Here is a 20,377-nt window from a genome sequence, read left to right on the forward strand (position 1 = left end):
GAACTGCCGATGAAAGCGCCGGTTTTTCCAGGCTTTTCAAATCGATCCGCTCACTAGCATGGGAACGTCCGCCGATCTGCGCGCCTGGGCGTCCAGGCGCTGTCCGGCGCACGCCGAGAACAACAAGCCCCCGGCCGGTCCGCGGTGGCTCACACGCTGAATCGAGAGCACAACGATGGCACAGTTGGGGATGTGGGTGACGCGAGTCGTGGGCAAGAGGCACCACATCGCTGCGGGGTTTTGGGTCGGCCTCACTTTGATGGCGGCAGGGCTATTGGGCCCAGCTGGCAATGCACAGGCCGCCAACCTGGGCAGTCAGACCAGCGCCTGTGTCGGCTCGGGCTGCCCGGCCAGCTATCCGCAGGTCAATGCCTGCGGTGCCCTTGGGTCGAACGGCTACGACGAGGGCTATTCCATCGTCACCGGCGGCAATATGACGGTCACGGTTGGCTCCGAGGCCGAGGGCCGCATCTATGTGGGCGGCTCGCTGATCCTGAGTCCGAGTCGCTTCTACAACCTGATCGCCGTCGGCGCCGGCACCTGCATCGTGCCGCGCAACTCCTCGGTGACTGGCCAGCCGGGGCTGGTGGTGGGCAGCAATATTGATGTCGGAGCAGGTTCCACCTTGGCTTTGGATGGTTTGAGTCTGGCTGTCGACGCCAAGGTTGGCGGCGTCAAGACCGGCAGCGGCGCCATCACCTCCGGCGGCAGCATCAGCTACAGCACCCTGGTGCCCAGTTCGCCGGTGGACTTTGCCACCCTGCGCAGCAACAGCGCCTATTGGGCCGGCCTGACGGCCAATGGCAGCACCACCAATCAGTTCGGTACGCTCACCTTCAGGGCCAATGACAGCGCCAGTCTGCAGGTCTTCACGCTGGCTGCCGGCGTGTCCGGTGTGGCCGTCGATTTCAGTGCCATCCCGGCCAACGCCACGGTGTTGATCAATGTCACCGCCAGCGGCGCGGTCACCATCAACACCAACAACTTCCTGGAAAACCTGGGCGCCTTCAGCAGCAGCCTGACTCGGCGCATCGTGTGGAATTTCGCCAACGCCAGCCAGGTCAATATCAGCGGCACCGCCCAATTCAAGGGCAGCATCATTGTGCCGAATGGCAGCCTGACTCAGGCGGTGCCCGGCACCAATGGCCGCTTGATCGTGGCCGGAGACCTGGTGCAAAACAGCAGCGGCAGCGAGTTCCACAACTATGACTTTGCCGGCGACCTGCCCAACCCGCCCAGCCCGGCCAGTCTGGTGTTCAGCAAGGCCTACTCGGGCGACACCTCGCCCAGCAAGGTCAGCAGCCAGCCTAGCATCAGCGTGCGCGCGGTGTGCAGCAGTTCGGGCACCAAGACGGTCAGCTTCACACCGCCGGCCACCGGCAGCATCTCGGGCCTGAGCTCGGGCGAGAGCTGCACCCTGTCGGAAACCGCCATCACCGGCGGCAGCTTGAGTGGGGGCTACAGCTTCTCGGCCGTCGGTTCGGCCAGCTTTAGCGGCAGCAACCCGCGCGTGCTCCTGGCCGGCAGCAATGCCGTCACCGTGACCAACCCGCTGGTGGCGCCGCCCCCTGCGCAGCTGAACATCGTCAAGGCTTACTCGGGCGACACCAGCCCCAGCAAGGTGACGACGCAGCCGACCATCGGCGTGCGCGCAGTGTGCTCGACCAGCGGTACCAAGACCACCAGTTTCACGGCCGGCACGACCGGCAGCATCACCGGCCTGATCGTCGGCGAAACCTGTACCGTCACCGAGACCTCGATCACCGGCGGGGCGCTGAGTGGCGGCTACACCTTCTCCCCCACCAGTTCGGCGACGATCAGCCTGAATGCCAGCACGCCGCTGACGGCCACCACGGCCGTCACCATCACCAACCCGCTGGTCGCACCGACCCCTGCGCGATTGAACATCGTCAAGGCTTATTCCGGCGACGGCAGCCCGAGCAAGGTGACGACCCAACCGAGCATCGGCGTGCGCGCGGTGTGCTCGGTCAGTGGCACAAAGACCACCAGCTTTGTCGCAGGAACGACCGGCAGCATCACCGGCCTGATCGTCGGTGAGACCTGCACGGTGACCGAAACCTCGATCAGCGGCGGCGCCTTGAGTGGCGGCTATAGCTTTGCGCCGACCAGTTCGGCCATCGTCAGCCTGAATGCCAGCACGCCGCTGACGGCCACCACGGCCGTGACCCTCACCAACCCGCTGGTCGCGCCGACCCCGGCGCAGCTGAACTTCATCAAGGTCTGGTCCGGCGATAGCAGCCCGAGCAAGGTGACGACCCCGCCCACCATCGGCGTTAGCGCCGTCTGCTCGATCAGCGGCAGCAAGAGCACCAGCTTCACCGCAGGCACGACCGGCAGCATCACCGGCCTGATCGTTGGTGAGACCTGTACCGTCACCGAGACCTCGATCAGCGGTGGCGCCTTGAGTGGCGCCTACAGCTTCGCGCCGACCAGCTCGGCGACGGTCAGCCTTAGCTCCAGCACGCCGCTGAGCGCCGTCACCTCGGTCACCTTGACCAACCCCTTGGTGCCGCCGGGTGGCGCCGTCATCAGCCTGAGCAAGCTCTACGCCAATGACAGCGTGCCCAGTCGGGTGCTGACGCCGCCGACCATCAGCGTCAGCGCCAACTGTTCGGTCAGCGGGCTCAAGACCACCAGCTTTACCGCCGGCAGCACCGGCCAGATCACCGGTCTGGTGGTCGGTGAGACCTGCAGCCTGAGCGAGACCGCAGTCAGCGGCGGCAGTCTGTCGGGGGGCTACAGCTTTGCCTCGCCGGCTGCGGCCGTCATCAGCCTCAGCAACAGCACCCCGCTAACGGCCAATACCAGCGTCAACATCACCAACACTTTGCAGGCGCCTAATCCGGCCCAGCTGAGCATCAGCAAGGTGTTTGCCAACGACACCGTGCCCAGCAAGGTGACGCTGGCGCCCACCATCACGGTGCAGGCGCAATGCTCGATCAGCGGCCTGAAGAGCGTCAGCTTCACCGCCGGCAGCACCGCCACCCTCAGCGGCCTGGTGCAGGGAGAAACCTGCAGCGTCAGCGAAACGGCGCTCAGCGGCGGCGCCTTGGCCGATGGCTACAGCTTTCAGTCGCCCAGCCTGGCGCAGATCAGCCTGGCGCCGGGCACGCCGCTAACGGCCAACACCCAGGTGGTAATCAGCAACCCCTTGCTGCCCTCGGTGCCGGCCAGCCTCTTGTTGACCAAGCTCTATGCCAACGACACCGTGCCCAGCAAGGTGCTGGACGGCCCCATGATCAGCGTCAGCGCGAGCTGCTCGGTCAGCGGTCTGAAGAACCTGAGCTTCAAGGCCGGCAGCACCGGCGTGATCAGCGGCCTGATCGTGGGCGAGACCTGCAGCCTCAGCGAAACCGCCATCAGCGGCGGCAGCTTGGCGGGCGGCTATAGCTTTGCCGCGCCCTCGACGGCCGTCATCAGCTTGAGCCCCGGCACGCCGCTATCGGTCAGCACCGCCGTCACGCTGACCAACAGCCTGGTGCCGCCCGGCGGCGCCAGCCTCAGCTTGGTGAAGGCCTTTGCCAACGACAGCGTGCCCAGCAAGGTCTTGCAGCCGCCCACCATCTTTGTGCAGGCCAACTGCTCCGTCAGCGGCCTCAAGAGCACCAGCTTCACGGCTGGCAGCACCGGCAATATCAACGGCCTGATCGTGGGCGAAACCTGCAGCGTCAGCGAGACAGCGCTCAGCGGCGGCAGCCTGGCCGATGGCTACCGCTTTGCCGCGCCGAGCACGGCGCAGATCAGCCTGAGCAGCAACCGGCCGCTGGATCCCTCCACCGCCGTCACCATCACCAATTTGCTCGAGGCCCCGGGCGCGGCCGAGATCCTGCTCAGCAAGCGCTGGAGCGGTGACAGCACGCCCAGCCGTATCGTCCTGCCGCCGACCTTGACGGTGCAGGCGCTGTGCTCGATCTCCGGCCAGCACAGCATCAGCTTTCCCAGCAACAGCATTGGCCGCCTGAGTGGCTTGGTGCAGGGCGAAAGCTGCCGGCTCAGCGAAACCGCCATCAACGGCGGCGAGCTCAGTGGCGGCTACCAGTTCGACGCGCCGGGCAGCGCGCAGATCAGCCTGGCCGCCGACACCCCCTTGGCTGCCACGCAAGAGGTGCAGCTCAGCAACCCGCTGCTGCCGCCCGGCGAGGCGGTGCTGTTGATTCGCAAGTTGTGGCTCAACGACAGCGCGCCGAGCCGCGTGCTCAGCCCGCCGCAGATCACGGTGCAGGCCGATTGCAGCGCCAGCGGCCGCCGCAGCGTCAGCTTCAGTGCCGACAGTGCGGGCCGCATTGCCGGTTTGCAGCAAGGCGAGCGCTGCAGCCTCAGCGAAACCGCGCTCAGCGGTGGCAGCTTGGCGGAGGGCTACCGCTATGCCGGCCTAGATCAGGCCTTGTTCAGCCTGGCCGCCAACACGCCGCTGCAGGCCAGCAATAGCGTGAGCGTCAGCAACCCCTTGTTGGCGCCGCTGCCGGCGCGGCTGGTGATCAGCAAGCGTTTTGATGGCAATGCCGCCGCCTTGCAGACGCTGCCGCTGATCCGCGCCCAAGCCAACTGCTCTAAGTCGGGGCTCAAGAGCTTGAGCTTCCAGCCTCCCGCCCAAGGCCTGATTGACAACTTGAGTGCCGGCGAGCGCTGCGAGGTCAGCGAGCTCGGTGCCGATGGCGCCGTGCTCAGCGGCGGCCATGTGCTGGCGCCGGTCAGCTCGGCCCTGGTCGCACCGGCCAGCCTCAACCTCGTCAATGGCGACAATGCCGTCAGCATCAGCAATGCGGTCTTGTTGCCGCAACTGATGACCGTGGCCAAGGCCTACCAAGGCGATGCCGGCCGCTTGCTGACCCAGCCCCTGATCACGGTGCAAGCCAGCTGCAGCAGCACCGGTCTGCACAGCGTCAGCTTCCGTCCACCGGCCACCGGCACCATCGGCAGCCTGGCCCTGGGCGAGAGTTGCACGCTCAGCGAAACCAGTGCCAGCGGCGCCACGCTCAGCGGCGGCTTTGTCTTGGCCCCCGTGGGCCAAGCCAGCTTCAGCCCGGCTGCAACCTTGCAGATCGGCGACAGCGCCGTCAATGGCGGCAATGCGGTGACCGTGGTGAATCGCATCGTGCCGCCCAATCCAGTGGTCGACCTGCTGGTGCGCAAGTCCCACAGCCCGGCCAGCTTCACTGCCGGCGGCCTGGGCCAATACCGCATCATCGTCTCCAACCAAGGCCCGGCGGCGACCAGCCAGCCCTATCAAATCGTTGACACCTTGCCGGCCGGCCTGAGCCTGGCCGCGTTGCCACAAGGCCTGGGCTGGGATTGCAGTGCCAGCGAGGTCGGTGGCCAGGTGGCGCGTTGCAGCAGCAGCACCGTCATCCCTGGTGCCGGCAGCCGGCCGGTCGACAACCCTAACGCCATCGTCTTGCAGGTCAAGGTGGCGTCGGATGCCGGCGGTGCGGTGCAGGGCCAGAGCTGCCAGCCCGGCAGCCATGGTCAGGTGACCAATGTGGTGCAGGTGTCCGGTGGCGGCGAAGCCAATGACCCGGTGACCCAGGGCAATAACCGTTATGAAGACGAAACGCCGGTCTTGCCTCTGGGCGCCATCAGCGGCGAAGTCTGGGTGGACCTGAACCATGACCGCCGCCGCGACGCCAACGAGCCGGCCAAATCGGGCTGGATCGTCGAAGTGCTCGATGCTCAGGACAAGGTGGTCGGCAGTGCCGTCTCCGATGCGCGCGGCCAGTACCAGGTCAGCGGCATTCCCTCGGGCGATGGTTACAGCGTGCGTTTCAAAGACCCGGCCAGCGGCGCCTACTTTGGCCGCCCGGTGTCGCGCGATCCCAGTGGTGGCAATGACCCGAGCGCCGATGCGGGCACCGGCATCGTCGCCGGTGGCACCATCCGCAATCTCTCGGTGCCGGCCTGCGGCCAAGGCCGTGTGCAGCAAAGCCTGCCCTTGGACCCGGCCGGCGTCACCTACTGCAGCAGCACCCGCGCACCGCTGGCCGGCGTCAAGGTTGAGCTGCTGGACGCGGCCGGCGTGCCGGTGCCGCCCAGCTGCATGGTCGGTGGGGTGAGCAGCGTGGTCACGCAAGTCGGCGCGCCCGGTGGCGTGGATGGTGGCTATCACCTGCTGCTGGCGAATCCGGCTCCGGCCACATGCCCCGGTGCCGGCGTCTATCGCTTGCGCGTCAGCACGGCTCAGGGGGACGGGCTGAGCCGCCTGATCCAGCCTCAGGCGAGCACGCTCAAACCGCCGGCGAATTGCAGCAATGCCAGTACCGGCGGCGTCTGCACCGTGCAGGATCAGCCCAGCGCGCCGACGCCCGACCAGCCCACCACTTACTACATGTCGATGTGGCTGGACCCGGCCCAGGGCCCCGACATCGTCAACAACCACATCCCGCTGGATGCCTGCGTGGCGCCGCAACTCTTCGTTAGCAAAACGGTGGACCGCAACACCGCCGAGCTCGGCGATAGCGTGCGCTACACCGTCACCGTCAAGCGCGCCGATGCGGGCCGTGACCCCTTGCCCGGCGTGCGCCTGAATGACCGCCTGCCGGCTGGCTTTGTCTACATCCCCGGCACTGCTCAGCTCGACGGCCGGCCGCTGGCCGAGCCGCGTCTGCTCGGCGCCGGGCAGCTGCAGTTTGACCTCGGCAGCCTTTTGCCCAAGGCACAAGTGCGGCTGAACTACCGTGTGCGCCTCGGCGTCGGCAGTCTGCAAGGCACGGGCATCAACAAGGCGCAGGCCTGCGTGGGCAGCCTGCCGGGCGTGGGCCTGTGTTCCAACGAGGCCGAGGTGCGCGTCAAGGTGACCGGCGGCGTTTTCAGCAACGAGGCCTGCTTCAGCGGCAAGATCTATGTGGATTGCAACCACAACCAGGTTCAAGACGCCGAGGAAATCGGCATTCCCGGCGTGCGCCTCTATATGGAAGATGGCAGTTATGTCATCAGCGATGTGGAAGGCAAGTACAGCCGCTGCGGCCTGCGCCCGATGAGCCATGTGCTGGTGGCCGACCCCGCCACGTTGCCACGCGGCAGCCAGTTGGTCAGCAGCAGCAACCGCAATGCCGGCGATGCGGCCAGCCTGTTCCTGGACCTGCACAATGGTGAGCTGCAGCGGGCCGACTTCATCGAAGGCAGCTGCAGCATCCCGGTGCTGAGCGAGGTGCAGCGGCGCCGCCAGCGCGGCGAACTTGCGCTGCCGCAGCGCGACGCCGCACCGGCCTTGGCCCTGCGTTTTGACCCCGAGCCCGAGCCACCGCCTGCTCAAGCGCCTGCCGCCGTGCTGGCGGAGCTGGATGAGGCCCCGGTGCAGGCCTTGGCGGGCGTGCAAACCCAGTGCGTGCCGCGCCGTCAGCCGGTCTTGAGCCCGCCGCCGCGCGTGCCCAGCATCAAGCGTCCGGCGGTGGCCAAGCCGGCCAGCCCGGCGGTCGTGAAGCCCGCACCGAAACCGCGACCGGCGATCAAGAAACCGCCTAAGCCTCTGAAATCGCCGCAGCTGCCGAGCAGCTCGTCCGCGCCCGCGTTGCCTGAATGCGGGGTCTGATCATGAACAAGAAGACGCTTATGTTGGCGCTGCCCCGCATGAATTGCCCCATCGCCGGGCCAGACGCACCCACCCGCCGGCGCACCCGCCCGGCGCTGCTGAGTCCGCTGGCCACGGCGGTCTCCCTGCTCTTGCTGCCCGGGCTCGCCTGGGCCCAGGACAGCGCCGCGCCGCTGCAACTGCGCATGATGGGCGAGCTGGGCGATCGCGCCACCCTGTATCGCTCGCCGGTCGGTGAACTCGAATTCAGCAGCTTGGCCAAGCCCTTGAAAGAGGGCCCTTATGCGCTGAATGCGCAGGTGGCGCGGCTGGAACTCAAGATCACCGGGGCCGGCGTGCCGGCCGATGGGGTGAGCCGATTGCAGGTCACGGTGCGCGCCTTCACCGCCAGCGGCGCGCCGGTGCAAGAGGCCGCGCTGCTGACGCTGGAGCACAGCGGCGGGCGCCTGGAGTTGGCCGACTCAGGTGCCAGTTCGCTGATGGCACCGCGCCTGGACCAAGACCGCCGCACCCCCGGCACCCAGCTGCGGCTGGAAAACGGCGAGGCCCGCTTCGTGCTGGTGGCGCCGGTCAACCCGCAAGATGTGCGCCTGCGCATCAGCGCCGGCGAGACCGTGGTCGAGGGCTTGCTGCCCTTTGACGCCGAGCTGCGCGAGATGGTGGCGGCCGGTTTGATCGAAGGCATTCTGCGCATCAACAAGCAGCACTACGACAGCAACGTCACCCCGGTGCGCCTGGAAGACGGCTTCGAGCAAGAGCTGCGGGCCTGGAGCCGCCGCTTCGACGGCGACAAGGGCACGGCCGCGGCCCGCGCCGCAATGTTCCTGAAGGGCAAGATTCGCGGCGACGCGCTGCTGACCTTGAGCTACGACTCTGAAAAAGAGAGCCGCCAGCGCCTGCTGCAGGACGTGCGCCCCGACGCCTATTACCCGGTCTATGGCGACGCCAGCATCAGCGGCTTCGAGGCGCGCAGCTCCGGCAAGCTGTTTGTGCGCATCGACCAGAAGCGCAGCTTTGTGCTGTACGGCGACTTCAACACCGGCAGCGGCTTCACCCAGTCGGCCGGCTCCGGCTTGGTGGCGGGCAGCCCCTTAAGCCAGCTTGGCCAGTACAACCGCACGCTCAATGGCCTGCGTGGCCATGTCGAGAACACGCAGGGCGTGGGCAATGTCTACGCCAGCCGCGACACCTTGCGCCAGGCGGTCGATGAGATTCGCGCCAATGGCACCAGCGGGCCTTTCGCCGTTTCCAGCAGCCATGCGCTGGAGAACAGCGACAAGATCGAGGTGCTGGTGCGCGACAAGAACGACCTGCGCCGCATCCTCAGCAGCCAGCCCTTGCAGCGCTGGGTCGACTATTCCTTCGAGCCCTTCAGCGGCCGGGTCTTGCTGGCGCGGCCCTTGGCCAGTCTCGATGAAATGGGCAATCCGCAAAGCCTGCGCATCAGCTATGAGGTGGACCAGGGCGGCGAGAGCTTCTGGCTCTTCGGCGCCGACGGTCAAATCAATCTGAGCCCGGCCCTGACGGTGGGCGGCAGCCTGGTCGAGGATCGCAATCCGCTGCAGCGCTTCCGCCTGCGCAGCGTGAATAGCGGATTCAAGGTGGCCGAGAAGACCACGCTGGTGGCCGAGGCCGCGCAGACCGAAGGCCGCCTGCTGAATGGGGTGATGCCGCTGGCCGCGGCAGCAACGCCAATGGGCGATGAAGTGAGCGGCACGGCCCAGCGTCTGGAACTCTTCCACGATGGCGAGAGCCTCAAGCTGCGCGCCTGGGCGCAACGCGCCGACCTGGACTTTGGCAATGCCAATGCCGGTGTCACGCCCGGCACCCGCCAGATGGGCGCCCAGCTCAGCGCGCAGCTCAAAGAAGGCCTGAACCTGAGCGTCGAGGCGCGCGAGATTCAAGACCTGGCCAGCGATGCCAAGCGCAGCGGCGCCAGCGTCACGCTGAGCCAACAGTTGCAGCCGGGCTTGCAGCTCAGCGGCGGTTTGCGCCACAGCCAGGAGCAGGGCCGCGTGGCGGGTCTTGCCGCCGGCATTGGCGACAACCCAGCGCCGGGCAGCGCCTTCGCTCCCGGCTCCGCTGGAGGCATTCCGGGCAATGGTTCGACCTTGCTGAACGGCTCGGCCGGGCTGGGCAATCTCAACAATATCGGCATCGGCGGCGGCCTCAACCCGGGCCTGGTGCCGGACCTGAACAGCAACACCGCCTTTGTCGGCCTACGCGCCCAGGTCGGCGAGGCCTTGAGCCTGAGCGCCCAGGCCGAGGGCGGTTTGACCAACAGCCAGCAGCACCGGCTGCAGCTGGGCGCCCGCTACCAGGTGGCTGAGCGCACCGGCCTGTATGCCCGCGCCGAGACGCAGAGCGGCCTGGCCTCCTACTACGGGCTGGACGCCGGCCCGCGCAGCCACAGCCTCTCGGTAGGTGTCGATTCAAGCTATCTGCGCGGCGGCAATTTCTTCAGCGAGTACCGCCTGCGCGACGCGGCCCAAGGCCAGGAGCAACAGCTGGCCAGCGGCGTGCGCCATGCCTGGCAGTTGAATGAGGGTGTGTTGGTGACCGGCGGCGCCGAGCGCCTGCAGATCAGCGCCGATCAGCCGCAAACCGCCACCGCCTTGAGCAGCAGCGTGGACTACACCGGCTCCGAGCTGTGGAAGGGCTCGGCCCGCGTCGAGTGGCGCCGGCTCGATGGCGCCAGCCTGGGCCTGCCGCAGCCCGATGGCAGCATCAAGACGGTCAATGGTCAGCAAGACAGCCTCTTGATCACACTGGCCGCAGCGCGCAAGCTCAGCCGCGACTGGACCGGCCTGCTGCGCGACTACCACCTCGGCCAAGACAACCACGGCCTGCGTGCCAATGGTTGGCAGAACCGCCTGCAGTTCGGCGCCGCCTACCGGCCGGTGGACAACAACCGCTGGGACCTGCTGTCGATGCTGGAGTACAAGGCCGAGACCAATGTCAACGGCCTGGACGAATGGCGCCGTGTGGCTCTGGCCAGCGTGCATGCCAACTTCCACCCTTCACGGCCTTGGTGGTGGAGTGCGCGCTTGGCGGCCAAGCAAGTGAATGAACAGTTCCCGCTCAATGAGGGCGCGGCCCTCAGCCGCTACAGCGCCTGGCTGCTGGGCGGCCGGGTGGTCTATGACATCAGCGAACGCTGGGACCTGGGCCTGCTGCTGAGCCACATGCAAGGCTTTGGCGATGAGGCCAGCAACAGCCGCCAGACCGCCGTCGGCGTGGAAGCCGGCTATTTGCTGCGGCAAAACCTCTGGCTCAGCGCCGGCTACAACTTCAGTGGCTTCAGTGACCGCGACCTCAGCAGCGACTACACCGCGCGCGGCGTCTATCTGCGCCTGCGCTTCAAGTTTGACCAGCAGCTGTTCAAGAACTGGGGCGGTAGCAGCAGCGGTGGCGAGCAGCCTTGAGCCGCTGCCGCCCCGTCCTGCCCAGCCGACCCCAACCGATTGACGCCATCCAAGAACACCTCGCCATGAACACACCGTTCTTCTTTTCTACCGCCTCGAAGCCCTGGTTGCTGTCGTCCTTGCTGGCCCTGTGCGCCGTGCCTGCCTTGGCGCAAAGCCTGACCCCGCCCGATGCGCGCATCAGCGACGCTGCGATTGGCGCCGATCTGCAGCAGTTTGAAGCCCAGCAGCAGCGTCTGCGCAGCCTCAATGGCACGGGCCGCCGCATCCCGCTCAGCGACTACAGCATGGCCAAGGCCCAATGCTGGCTGGATGTGGCCCGGCATGAATATGCCCGCAATGACCGTAGCGCCTTCCCCGAGCTGGCCTTGCAGCAGTCCCAGGCGATTGCGCGTTATCTGGAGCAGGGCGCCGCGCTCCAAGGCGCTGAAGACCCGGCCCTGGCCAGCCCCTTGATCAACGGCGCCGAGCGTTTGCGTGAGGATCTTTGGGCGCAGGCCGCGGCTTTGAAGAAGGCCCCCGGTGCCGCCTGTGTGCAGGCGCTGGTGGCCTGTGCCGAGGTCGAGCTGGTGCATGCAGGTCATGAGCAAACCCAGCTGCAATGGCGCCACGCCGCGCCCTATGTGGGCATGGCCGAGCAGCAACTGGTCCGCGCGCAACGTGGCGCCGAGGCCTGCGCCGCCGCCGAAGCCGCCAAGCCCGTACCGGTTCTGGCTGCCGCGCCGCGCCCAGCGCCGCCCGCGCCGGCAGCTGTTGTCAGCACCCAGAAATGGACGCTCAGCGGCGACGCCTTGTTCAAGTTCAATCGCTCCGATCTGGCGTCCTTGTTGCCCGGCGGCCGCGAGGCCTTGGAGCACTTGGCCCTGAGCCTGCGCCAGGACTATCAGCGCATCGACCATGTGCAGGTGGTCGGCCACACCGATCATCTGGGCAGCGCCGCGCGCAATGACCACCTGGCCTGGCGCCGCGCCGAAACCGTGCGCGACCGTCTGCTGGCGCTGCAGGTCAGCGGCCCCATCGCCGCTTATGGCATGGGCCCGCGCCAGCCCATCCATGCCTGCCCTGATGCGCTCTACGAAAAGGCCGCCACCGACCGCAAGCCCTTGATCGCCTGCCTGCAGCCGAACCGTCGGGTCGAGATTGCGGTCGTGGGGGTGCGCTTTCCGGTGCCGCCGAGTTCTACGCCGGTGGCCGAGGCTGATAAGCCTTGAGCTGCCGCGGCCTCAGCCGATGAAGCCGCGCTCGCGGGCGCGCTCGGGGTTGGCAAACTGGGCCATGGCGGTCTTCATGCGGTGAAAGCCCAGGTGCTCGTAAAACGGCTCTTTGCCCGGCGCCGCGTACAGCATCGTCTGGGCGCCGCCCGCGCGGGTCTGCAGGTCTTGCATGATGGCGCGGCCCAGTCCTAAACCTTGAACCTCGGGCGCCAGCGCCACGTCGAAGATCACGGTCCAGGTCAGCCGGTCGCTCAAGGCCCGCCCGGCGCCGACGATCTGGCCGTCTCGATAGGCAAAGCAGCACACGCTGCTGTTGCGAAAGCTCTGCTCCAAGAGCTTGGGGTCGCGGGTGCCCAGCAGCGCGCGCTCAAACACATCGACCAGCGCGAGCCAATCCACCTCGTCCAGCTCATGCTTGAGCAAGACCTGACCCTCGGGAGCTGAGGGCTTGTCCGCCTCGGGCCTCATGCGCTTTGGCGCGCAGCCATGTGCTGCAAGCGATCTTTTCACCTCGGGCCACTCGCTGTCGATGATGGCGAAGTAGACGGTATCGCGCACGCGGCCGGTGTCGGTCTGCACATGGCGGCGGAAGATGCCTTCTTGTTGTGCGCCGATGCGGGCAATGGCCGCACGCGATTTCTCATTCAGAAAATCGGTCTTCAGTTCGACCCGGTGTGCCCCCAGCGTATCAAAAGCATGGGTCAGCAAGAGCGTTTTGGCCTCGGTATTGACGCAGCTGCGCTGCCAGGCTTTTGCAACCCAGGTCCAACCAATCTCCAGCCGGCGGTCACGCAGCGAGATATTGCCGAAGCGGGTGCAGCCGATGATGGGGCCGTCCTTCTCATCCGGCCCCGCCAACACCAAGGCAAAAGGCAGGCTGCTGCCGCTCAGCTGCTCGGCCAGTGCTTGCTCCACATAAGCCCGCATATCGGCGGCACTGCGCACTTGATTGGGAATCCAGCGCCACAAATCTGGGTCCAGGCCGACCTCGGTCAGCCCCGGCAGATGGGCGAGTGACAAAGGCTCTAGCCGCAGGTGTGGGCCTTGGAGCGTGAGCGGGGTCACTTGCATGGGAATGATTGGAGGTAGGGTCATGATGGGATCCAAAGAAAGGGAAACTGGAACATCGTCGAACTTCGGTTGTCGTTGAAGGGCCCAAGCTTTGCGCGGCGAGTGGGTTTGCGCTGGCCAAGCACGCCGGGCGCACGGTGCCGCTCATGTCCTCCGGCTCTGGCTGCGCCAGACCCTCCCCCTTTACTTCGCTTCACCGTACACCCGACGCACTTGGCGACTTCTGTTCCGCGAAAAATGTTCCTGCCGGAGCAGGACGGCTGGGCGCTCTGAACCGCGAGGTAAAGGAGGAGCCCCGGGCGTAGCCTGGGGCGGGGGACAGGAGCGGGGCGGAGTGCCCAGTCGGCCTGCTCGAGCACCGCTGGGTCTGGTGTGGAGCATTTCGGTCAAGCCTTGGCATGGGCGAGCGCATGAAATGGCACAGCCTCAAAGCCCCATATGCGCCATCCAAGCCGCCACATCTTGCTCGCTGGGAGTGCCGCTGGCCAGGGCGGTTTGAATGCGGGCGCGCTCGGCGGCGCTGCGGTTCTGGCTCAGCTTGAACTTGCCTTCCCAGCGCTGCACATGCAGGCGAAAGCCGACGATGGCGCCCAGCAACTTTTGCTGAAAGTCCGCAGGCAGGGCGCGCCATTGCGCGGCATAGCCGGGTTCAAACTGGGCGATCAGGCGTTTCAGCAAAGCGTCTTTGGCCTCGGGGTCTTGCACCAACTCCAGGCGACCATACAAATGCAATGCGGCGTAGTTCCAAGTCGGCACATTCAGCGCGCTGTCGTAGTGGCTGGGCGACACATAGGCGCCCGGCCCATTGAAGACGGCGTGTACTTCTCGCCCTTGCTCGTGCAGGGCGGCAAGCCAGGCCCAATGCGGGTTGGCGCGCGCCATATGGCCTTCGATCATCAGGTCTTCACCGTCGATGACCGTCAGCGGCACATGGGTGCCAAAGCTCTGGCCCTGGGCGTCGGGGCCGAGCAGCAAAGCCAAGGGGTAGGCGGCCATCAAGCGCTTGGCTTGGGCCAATTCTTTCGAAACGAAATGAGCGGGTTGGTACATGAGCTGCGCGCTTTCGGAGGGCGAGGGGAATCAGTTGCTCGAAGCATAGGCGCGACCTTGGTACGATGAAAGATCCAATTTTTGTCAATTCAATGGGTCCAATTTCAAACGCGACAGCGCATGCACCCTTGCCCTTTGACGCGACCGGCTTGCGCTTGGAGGCGCGTGGGGGCTTGAGCCAGCAGATCCATGCACAGCTCAAGGCCAAGATCTTGCAAGGTGAGTTGCAGGCCGGCGCCCAGTTGCCAACCAGCCGGGATCTGGCGCGCGCACTCGGCGTCTCGCGCAACACCGTTGTGCGGGCCTATGAGCAATTGAGCAGCGAAGGCTGCTTGCTGACGCGATTGGGCGCGGGCTGCTTTGTGGCGGCGATCGAGGGCTTGCCGCAGGCGAACCGTGAGGTCTCGCCGCAGAAACAGCCACCTTCTGCCAGCGAGCCCAGCACGCCGCTGTGGCAGCGCCTGCTGGACTACGAACCCACGCCGGTGGCGCCGCCCACACCGCGTGCTTTTCGCTATGGCCTGCCGGCGCTGGATCTGTTTCCGCATGCGCTGTGGTCGCGGCTGCAAGCGCGCTTTTGGCGCCGCCAGGCGCGCGGCATTCGGCAGGGTGCGCCCGACCATGAAATCGCCAGCCTCAGCTATTCCGAAGCCGCCGGTCTGCCGCGTCTGCGTGAGTTGATTGCCAGCTACCTGAGCCATTCGCGCGGCTTGCCCTGCAGCGCCGAGCAGGTGATCGTCACCGCCGGTTCGCAGCAGGCCATTGCCATGGCCGCGCTGGCCTTGTTGCAGCCGGGCGATCGGGTCGGCATGGAGTCGCCAGGCTACCGCGCTGCGGCAGCGGCTCTGGGCTTGAGTGGTGCGACTGTGGTCCCGGTGCCGGTGGACGAGCAGGGCCTGCGGGTCAGTGCGCTGGAGGCCTTGGGCCGGGCCGGCTCTGCTCAGGCGCTCAAGCTGCTCTACATCACGCCCTCGCACCAATACCCGACCGGCGTGGCTATGCCTTTGCAGCGCCGGCTCGATCTGCTGGACTGGGCGGAGCGGCATCAGGCCTGGCTTTTGGAAGACGATTACGACGGCGAATACAGCTTCAGCGGCCTGCCGCTGGCGCCGCTCTCGGCTTTGAATGCACGCGCGCAGCAGCGCACGCTCTACATCGGCAGCTTTTCCAAGCTCTTGTTTCCGGGCCTGCGCCTGGGCTATCTGGTGGCCCCCAAGGCCTGGGTGCCCCAGCTGGCGCGGCTGCGTTCGATGTTGGATCGGCAGTCGTCGATTGCCGATCAGGTGGTGATGGCCGACTTCATGGCCGAGGGTCATTTCTTGCGCCATGTGCGGCGCATGCGGCGCGGTGCGCGGCAGCGGCGTGATGCCTTGATGCAGGCCTGGAGCCAGCTCTTGTTGCCACAGCTGCCGCCGGCTTGGGCGGCGCAGCTGAAGCTGCAGCCGGTGGATGCCGGGCTGCAGGCCTTTTTGCCGCTGCCCAGCCGCGCTTTGGAAGTGCAGCTGCACCGGGCGGCACTGGCCGCTGGCATTGAGATCGGCAGCCTTGCCCTGGTGGGCGGGCTGCCGGCGCACAGCAGCCTCGCCGGCCTGACGCTGGGCTTTGCCACCGTGGGCCCGGCGGAGATTCGCCGGGCCACGCAGGTCTTGGGGCGGGCGTGGCGGCCGGTATTACTGGCCGCCAACCCACCCGCTGAGATGGGGGCCTAGAAGGCCTCCACCGCCTTGCCTTGCGCGCCTTCGTCGGCAATCTGTCCGACCAGGCGCTCAATCGCAGGGCGGCCGAACATCGCCACCAAAACCGGCGTCAAGAAGCTGTCCAGCAGCGTCGAGCTGATCAGGCCGCCAAAGATCACCACCGCCACCGGGTGCAAGATCTCGGTGCCGGGTCGCTCGGCTTCAAACAGCAGCGGCGCCAGCGCCAGAGCGGCCACCAGCGCCGTCATCAAGACCGGCGTCAGGCGCTCGAGCGAGCCGCGCAGCAGCATGGCCGGGCCAAAGCGCTGGCCCTCAAAGGCGCAGAGATTGACGTAGTGGCTGATCTTCAGAATGCCGTTGCGGGTGGAGATGCCGGCCAGGGTGATGAAGCCGATCAGCGCCGCCACACTCAGCGGCTGGCCCGAGATCCACAGCGCCAAGACCGAGCCCACCAGAGCCAAAGGCACGTTCGCCATAATCAACAGGCTCAGCGCCATGCTTTGGTAGCGGCTGTACAGCAGCATCAAGACCAGGGCCGCGGAGGCGATGGACAAGAGCCCGATCAAACGACTGGCCTCTTCCTGCGCGGCGAATTGCCCGCCCAGCTCGGTGAAGTAGCCCGGCGGCAAGGTCTGCTCGGCCAGCACCTTGCGGATATCGGCCACCACATCGGACAAAGGCCGCTCCGAAGCATTGGCCGAGATCACGATGCGGCGCTTGCCTTCGTCGCGCAGGATCTGGTTCGGGCCATCGCTCTCTTCGATACGCGCCAAGCTGGACAGCGGCAGCGCGCCGGCCGGGGTCTGGATCATCAGGCCGGCCAGGGCCTCCGGCCCACGCGCCGACTCGGCCAGACGCAAGACCAGGCCAAAGCTGCGCTTGCCTTCCACCACCTGGGCCAGCTGTTCACCGGCCACCAGGGTCTGCAATTGCTCCAGCAGCTGAGCGGGGGCCAGGCCGTGGCGCTCCGCAGCGGCTGCATCCACGCGCACCAGCAATTGCGGCGTGAGCACCTGCTTCTCGATCTCCAAGTCACCCAAGCCAGGGATGCCAGCCAGCGCCGCGCGCAGGCGCTCGGCCTCGGCGCGCAAGAGGTCCAGGTCCTCGCCATAGAGCTTCAGCGCGATCTGGCTGCGCACGCCCGAGAGCATGTGGTCGATGCGGTGGCTGATCGGCTGACCGATGCTGATCGATGCCGGCAGCGGCGCCAAGCGCGCGCGGATGTCGGCGTAAACCGCTTCATTGCTGCGCTGACTGGGCTGCATCTTCAGGTCCAGCTCCGAGGTGTGCACGCCCTCGGCATGCTCGTCCAACTCAGCGCGGCCGGAGCGGCGCCCCACATGCACCACCTCGGGCACTTCGGCCAGCGCCAACTCGGCTTGCTTGGCGATGCGCACCGATTCCTCCAGCGTGGTGCCCGGGTTCAGGCGCAGGCCGACCAGCACCGCGCCTTCATTGAAAGGCGGCAAAAAGGTGCGGGCAAAGAAGGGCACGCTGGCCGCAGCCAGCAGCACCGCCAGCCCGGCCACGCCCAGCATTAAACGGCCATGGCCCAAGGCCCAGCTCAGCGCGCGCTCGTAGTGGCGCTTGATCCAGCGCACCGCGCCGGGCTCGGCATGGTCCAGGCTCTTCATCTGCGGCAGCAGGTAGAAGGCCAGCACCGGCGTCAGCGTCACGCTGACCAACATCGAGGCCAGGATGGCAACGATATAGGCCAGGCCCAGCGGTATGAACAGCCGTCCCTCAATGCCGGGCAAGAAGAACAGCGGCAGGAACACCAACACGATGATCAGCGTTGCTAACACGATGGCCGAGCGCACCTCCAGCGTCGCCTTCAGGATCAGCGGCAGGGCGGCCTGCGGTGAGTCTTGCTGGCGGTTCTCCTTTAAGCGGCGCAAGGTGTTTTCCACCCCCACCACCGCGTCGTCCACCAACTCGCCCAGGGCAATCGCGAGGCCGCCCAGCGTCATGGTGTTGATGGACAGTCCGAAGTAACGCAGCACCAGCACGGTGATCAAGAGCGAGACCGGAATGGCGGCCAGCGAGATCAGCGTGGTGCGCGCATTCGCCAAGAAGAAGTACAGCACCACCGCCACGATGACGGCCGCGCTGATCAGCTTGCCCTGCAGCGTGCCGATCGAAGCCTCAATAAAGCTGGCCTGGCGAAAGCTCACCTGCGGCGCCGAGATGCCGGCCGGCAAGCCCGGCTTCATCTCGGTCAGCGCGCGTTCGATCTGTTTTGTCAGCGCCACCGTGTCGGCGCCGGGCTGCTTTTGCACGCCCAGAATCACCGCCGGCTGGCCGCCGAAGCCGGCATCGCCGCGTTTCAGCGCCGGGGCAAAACCGACCTGGGCGACTTGCTCGAGCAGAATCGTCCGGCCATTGGCGTAGGCCACCGGCAGGCGCTGCAGGTCTTGCAGCCGGCCTTGGGCGCCACCTTCGCGACCGATATGGCGGATCAACACCTCGCGTCCGCCCAACTCCACATAGCCACCCGAGCTATTCCCCGAGAAGCCGCGCAGGGCTGTCGTGAGCGCGTCGAGCGACACGCCCAGCGCCGCCATGCGAGCGGCATCTGGCTGCACCTGGTACTGGCGCAGTTCTCCGCCGATGGGGATGACCTGGGCCACGCCGGGCAGGCCCAGCAGGCGCGGGCGCAGCACGAAGTCGGCGTATTCGCGGGTGGCGAATTCCGGCTTGATGGCGTCCGCGTTGGCGCTTGCCTCGGGCTTTGCTTCGTAGGGAATCGCGATCAGCATGATCTCGCCCATGATGGAGCTCACCGGCCCCATGCCGGCGTGGCTGATGCCGGCCGGCAGCTGCTCACGCACGCTGCTCAGGCGCTCCGACACCATCTGGCGGGCACGGTAGATCTCGGTGTCCCAGCCGAAGCTGATGTAGACAAAGGCCAAACCAACCGAAGAGACCGAGCGCACCGATTCCACCCCGGGCAGGCCGCCCATGGCCGCCTCCAGCGGCAAGGTGATGCGCTGCTCCACCTCTTCCGGGGCCATGCCACCGGCCTCGATCTGCAGCGTCACCTGCGGTCGGTTCAGGTCGGGGAACACATCCACCGGCGTGCGCTGCAAGACCAAGACACCCAGCACCATCAAGGCCAGGGCCGCCACAAGCACCATCAGGCGCTTGTGCAAAGAGAAATTCAAAAGCCAAGCAAACATCGTCCTGACTCCTGATTTCAGCGCACTTGGCGCAACAGCGATGCGCCTTGCACGACCACGCGCTCGCCGGCCTTCAGGCCTTCTTGCACGCTTACCAGGGCGCCATCCAGCGGCGCCCAGCGCACCGGCCGCGGCTCAAAGCGCTGCGGCCCGGTCTGCACCCAGACCATGTCCAGATTGCTGCTGCTCTTGACCACGGCGGCTTGCGGCACGGCGATGCCGTCCAGCTTCTGGCGAGCCTGCACCAGCACCTTCAGCGTCTGGCCCAGGGCCAAGGGCGTCGCGCTCTGGCCCGGCTGTGCACTGGTGCGGAACTGCAAGGGCAGGGCGCCTTCGCGCAGGCTCAAGCCCGCGCCGACAAAGCGCAGCGGCAGGCTGCTGGCGCTGTAGTCGTTGCCGGTGCCGGTGCCGATCAAGGCATGGGCGCCGCCTACTTGCCCAGCCAGTGCGGCGTCGAAGGCATCGGCTTCGACGATCAAGCGCGCTGGGTCGACGATCTCGAACAGCGCCTCTTTGGCATCGACTACCTGGCCGGCCACCACATGGCGGGCTGCGATCACGCCGCTGACCGGGGCCAGCAGCGGCTCGCCGCCTTGTGGTGCCGGGACTTGGGCCTTCAAGCGCTGGCGCAGGCCATCCAGCTCGAAGCGGGCGGCTTCGATCTCACGCTCGGGCACGCTGCCTTCGAGCTGCTGCAGGCGCTTGAACTTGCTTTGCGCCACGGCTTCTTGGGCTCGCAGATCGGCCAGCGTGGCGTCCAAGCTGGCTTTTTCCGAGGGGCTCAGGCTGGCGCGCACCCAGGCCAAGGTTTCACCCTTGCGCACTGTTTGGCCCAGGGCCGGCAGGCCGCGCGGACCGGCTTCGATGCGGCCCGCGAACAAGGCTTGCACCTTGCCGCCGGCGTTCGGGTCCATCAGCACCCGGCCGTTCAGGCTGACGCTGCGCGGCAGGCTTGTCAGCTCGGTGATCTCGCTGCGAATGCCCAGCTGCGTTTGCGTGGCGGTGGGCAGATGCACGCTGCCATCGGGCTGGCGGCTGGGCTTGTCGCTGGGGGCGGTGGCGGCCGCCGCAGCGGGTTTCTTGGTTTTGGGCGCTTCATCGTGGTCCCCATGGGCTTGTGAGACCAGCGGTGTCAAAGAGAAAAACAGGGTGGCCAACAAGGGGCCAGCGGAGCGAACAGGTGTCATGGCAATCG

8 protein-coding genes are annotated in these 20,377 nt (G+C 66.7%); 4 read left to right on the forward strand and 4 right to left on the reverse strand.

Features of this window, described 5'->3' with window-relative positions:
• The first annotated feature begins 175 nt into the window (after positions 1-175).
• From WG899_RS19935 to WG899_RS19945, 3 genes are all read left to right on the forward strand, one after another.
• Positions 176-7,546, forward strand: coding sequence for a DUF5979 domain-containing protein (locus WG899_RS19935; protein WP_339597408.1), 7,371 nt, complete (start codon positions 176-178; stop codon positions 7,544-7,546).
• A 2-nt stretch (positions 7,547-7,548) separates the two neighbouring features.
• Positions 7,549-10,971 (forward strand): TonB-dependent receptor, encoded by a 3,423-nt coding sequence (locus WG899_RS19940; protein WP_339597409.1) that lies wholly within the window; start codon positions 7,549-7,551, stop codon positions 10,969-10,971.
• A gap of 65 nt (positions 10,972-11,036) precedes the next feature.
• A complete protein-coding gene (locus WG899_RS19945; protein WP_339597410.1) occupies positions 11,037-12,182 on the forward strand; it encodes an OmpA family protein in 1,146 nt (381 codons plus the stop codon).
• Positions 12,183-12,194: 12 nt separating this feature from the next.
• Here the strand turns inward: WG899_RS19945 and WG899_RS19950 are convergent, their stop codons facing one another.
• The gene (locus WG899_RS19950) at positions 12,195-13,280 is read right to left on the reverse strand and encodes a GNAT family N-acetyltransferase (protein WP_339597411.1); all 1,086 of its coding nucleotides are present in this window, start codon (positions 13,278-13,280) and stop codon (positions 12,195-12,197) included.
• 402 nt (positions 13,281-13,682) lie between these two features.
• Positions 13,683-14,306, reverse strand: coding sequence for an FMN-binding negative transcriptional regulator (locus WG899_RS19955; RefSeq protein ID WP_339597412.1), 624 nt, complete (start codon positions 14,304-14,306; stop codon positions 13,683-13,685).
• Positions 14,307-14,434: 128 nt separating this feature from the next.
• On the opposite strand from WG899_RS19955, the gene pdxR reads away from it, so the two are divergent.
• Positions 14,435-16,015 carry a MocR-like pyridoxine biosynthesis transcription factor PdxR gene (gene pdxR / locus WG899_RS19960; protein WP_339597413.1) on the forward strand — a complete coding sequence of 527 codons (1,581 nt, stop codon included), beginning with the start codon at positions 14,435-14,437 and terminating at the stop codon, positions 16,013-16,015.
• Here the strand turns inward: pdxR and WG899_RS19965 are convergent.
• On the reverse strand, positions 16,012-19,182 hold the full coding sequence (locus WG899_RS19965; protein ID WP_339597414.1) for an efflux RND transporter permease subunit: 3,171 nt from the start codon (positions 19,180-19,182) through the stop codon (positions 16,012-16,014). The genes pdxR and WG899_RS19965 overlap by 4 nt on opposite strands.
• A gap of 17 nt (positions 19,183-19,199) precedes the next feature.
• The gene (locus WG899_RS19970; RefSeq protein ID WP_339597415.1) at positions 19,200-20,369 is read right to left on the reverse strand and encodes an efflux RND transporter periplasmic adaptor subunit; all 1,170 of its coding nucleotides are present in this window, start codon (positions 20,367-20,369) and stop codon (positions 19,200-19,202) included.
• Between the last annotated feature and the right edge of the window lie 8 nt (positions 20,370-20,377).

This window comes from Paucibacter hankyongi, from assembly GCF_037482915.1.
GTDB lineage: Bacteria > Pseudomonadota > Gammaproteobacteria > Burkholderiales > Burkholderiaceae_C > Paucibacter_A > Paucibacter_A hankyongi.

Bases quoted from the DNA above. Each gene is read 5' to 3' on its own strand.
- WG899_RS19935 (WP_339597408.1), top strand. From the start codon at position 176: ATGGCACAGTTGGGGATGTGGGTGACGCGAGTCGTGGGCAAGAGGCAC.
- WG899_RS19945 (WP_339597410.1), top strand. From the start codon at position 11,037: ATGAACACACCGTTCTTCTTTTCTACCGCCTCGAAGCCCTGGTTGCTG.
- WG899_RS19955 (WP_339597412.1), bottom strand. From the start codon at position 14,306: ATGTACCAACCCGCTCATTTCGTTTCGAAAGAATTGGCCCAAGCCAAG.
- WG899_RS19965 (WP_339597414.1), bottom strand. From the start codon at position 19,182: ATGTTTGCTTGGCTTTTGAATTTCTCTTTGCACAAGCGCCTGATGGTG.
- WG899_RS19970 (WP_339597415.1), bottom strand. From the start codon at position 20,369: ATGACACCTGTTCGCTCCGCTGGCCCCTTGTTGGCCACCCTGTTTTTC.
- WG899_RS19950 (WP_339597411.1), bottom strand. From the start codon at position 13,280: ATGACCCTACCTCCAATCATTCCCATGCAAGTGACCCCGCTCACGCTC.
- WG899_RS19940 (WP_339597409.1), top strand. From the start codon at position 7,549: ATGAACAAGAAGACGCTTATGTTGGCGCTGCCCCGCATGAATTGCCCC.